General features: G+C 69.1%; 2 protein-coding genes. Both read left to right on the top strand.

Annotated features, from left to right (window positions below; genetic code table 11):
* Positions 1–827, top strand: an 827-nt coding sequence (locus WBA11_RS18520; RefSeq protein WP_424522112.1) for a TolB family protein, incomplete at its 5' end; no start/stop codon positions are given.
* A gap of 4 nt (positions 828–831) precedes the next feature.
* Positions 832–2,400 (top strand): Ig-like domain-containing protein (locus tag WBA11_RS18515; RefSeq protein WP_424522111.1); only part of this gene is annotated, 1,569 nt, incomplete at its 3' end.

Genomic DNA, 2,400 nt, shown 5'->3' with positions numbered 1-2,400 from the left:
GCCTCGGCCTCGAGGCCGAGCCCGCCGCCCGGCCATCGTGGTCGCCGGACGGCTCGTTGGTGGCGTTCACGCGTCCCGGTTTCCGAGGGCTCTGGGTCATGACTCCGGGCGGAACGAGCCGGCAGATCAGCGACTCGCCCGGCGTCGGGTTCGGGTATGCGTGGTCGCCGGACGGAACGGCCATCGCGACGCGGACGGCTCGTGAAGAGGGCACGCAGCGTGTCCACGCCCTCGAGGTCGTCAGTCTCGATGGGGCGGTCCGAGAGCTGACGGACGAGCGGCTGGAGATGGCCGGGCTGCCCCGATGGGTCGGGACGGGACACGTCGCGCTCGCGTCGCGCGCCGGCCTCGAGGTCGTCGCTCTCGGAGACGACGCCTTGCTCCTGGACGAGCCCGTCGCTTTGTTCTCCCGAGGTCGCTTGGTGATCGGTGAGCCGTCAACGGGGACGACGCGCTCGGTCGGGCCGACGTCGGCGTTCAACGTGACGCCGTCGCCCGACGGACAGCGCGTGGCGTTCGAGGTCTTGGGCGGAAACCTGTTCGTGTCCGACCTCGAGGGCGGAAACCTCGTCGACCTGGGACCGGGCGGCGCGCCGACGTGGTCGCCCGACGGCGAGTGGATCGCGTTCGCCGCGACGCAGGACGACGGCCACCACATCACCGCCTCCGACCTGATCGCCGTCCGCACCGACGGCTCGGCCCGCGTCACGCTGACCTCGACGGTGGACCGCCTCGAGGTCGACCCGTCGTGGTCGCCGGACGGGTCCCGTCTCGCCTTCGTCGACCTCGAGGACGGCGCTCTCTACGCTCTCACGCTCGCCCAGTAGCCCGATGACACGCTTTTTCGCTACCGGGCTTCTCGCCCTCTTGCTCGCGCCCGCCTCTTTTGCCCAGGTGACGGGCTTGTCGGAGTGGAGCTTGTTCCTCGATCCCGGCCACAGCCAGACCGAGAACCAGGGGATCTACGGTTACTCCGAGGCCGAGAAAGTCGTCCGCGTGGGGCTCGCGCTGCGCGAGATGTTGCTGACCCGGACGGACATCGACACGGTCTACATCTCGAGGACGAACGACCAGCAGCAGGTGAGCCTGCGCCAGCGGACCGACTTCGCCAACTCGGTCGGCGCCGACTTTTTCCACTCGATCCATAGCAACGCGGCCGGGCCGACGACGAACAACGTCTTAATGCTCTACGGCGGCTGGCGGCGCGGCGGCCAGACGGTCGAGAAGACGCCGGTCGGCGGTGGCCGCATGGGGGCCGAGTTCCTCGAGGCCAATATGGAGGCGCTGAGGCTTCCGGCAGCCGGCCAGGGCAACTTCGCGGATCGGACGTTCTACCAAGGCTTCCCAGACAGCCACGACAACCAGTTCCCCTACCTGTTCGTCAACCGCGAGTCGAACATGGCGTCTGTCCTGAGCGAGTCCGGGTTCCACACGAACCCCCGCCAGAACACGCTCAACATGAACGACGACTGGAAGCGGCTCGAGGCGCAGGCGTTCTACTGGGCCATCCTGGACTACCACGACATCGAGCGCACGACGCACCGGATCGCGACGGGCGTCGTGTCCGACGCCGAGAGCAACCGGCCGATCAATGGCGCCACCGTCGAGGTCGCGGGACAGACGTACACGACCGACACGTTCGAGTCGCTGTTCGACCGCTACTCGAGCGACCCCGGCGAGCTGTCCAACGGGTTCTACTACCTCGAGGACATGCCCTCGGGGACCGTCACGGTGACGGCCTCGGCGCCGGGCTACGACTCGGCCTCCATCGAGGTCACGGTCCAGGACTCGACGTTTACGTTCGCCGACCTTCGCCTGGTCTCAACCATCCCGCCGACCGTCGTCGATGCTCGCCCTGAGGAAGGTGAGGACGCGTTCCCGGTCACGGACGCGATCAAGCTGACGTTCAGCCGGCCGCTCGACCCGGCCACGGCTGCTCCCGCATTCTCGCTCGCTCCGACGGCCGGCGGCGATCCGATTTCGGGCACGGTCTCGTTCGAGCGCGGCGGCTACGAGCTGTTCTTCAACCCCGACGACGCCCTCCCCGCCCGCACCCAGTTCACGGCGACGCTCGCCGGGACGGCCGCCACGTCGAACGGCAGCGTCCTCGATGGGAACGGCGACGGCACGCCGGGCGACGCCTACTCGCTCACGTTCACGTCCAGCTTCCCCGACATCGCCCCGCCGCGCTTGTCGGCCAGCGATCCGAGCCCGAACAGCGAAGGCGCAGAGCTCCGACCCGTCGTGACGGTCGCCTTCACGGAGGCCATCGACCCGACCACGCTCGAGGGCCGCGTCGTCCTCGAGGCCGTGGGTGGCGACGCCGTCGCGGGCCGGTACGTCCACGAGCTCGCCGGCGTCGTGGGTGAGAACCCCCAGCCGCTCAGCACGGTCAGCTTC

It is taken from the genome of Rubrivirga sp. (genome assembly GCF_049648075.1).
In the GTDB taxonomy this organism is placed as follows: Bacteria; Bacteroidota; Rhodothermia; order Rhodothermales; family Rubricoccaceae; genus Rubrivirga.
Note: the sequence above shows the minus strand (reverse complement) of the source record. Positions and strands in the feature narration are given on the sequence as shown.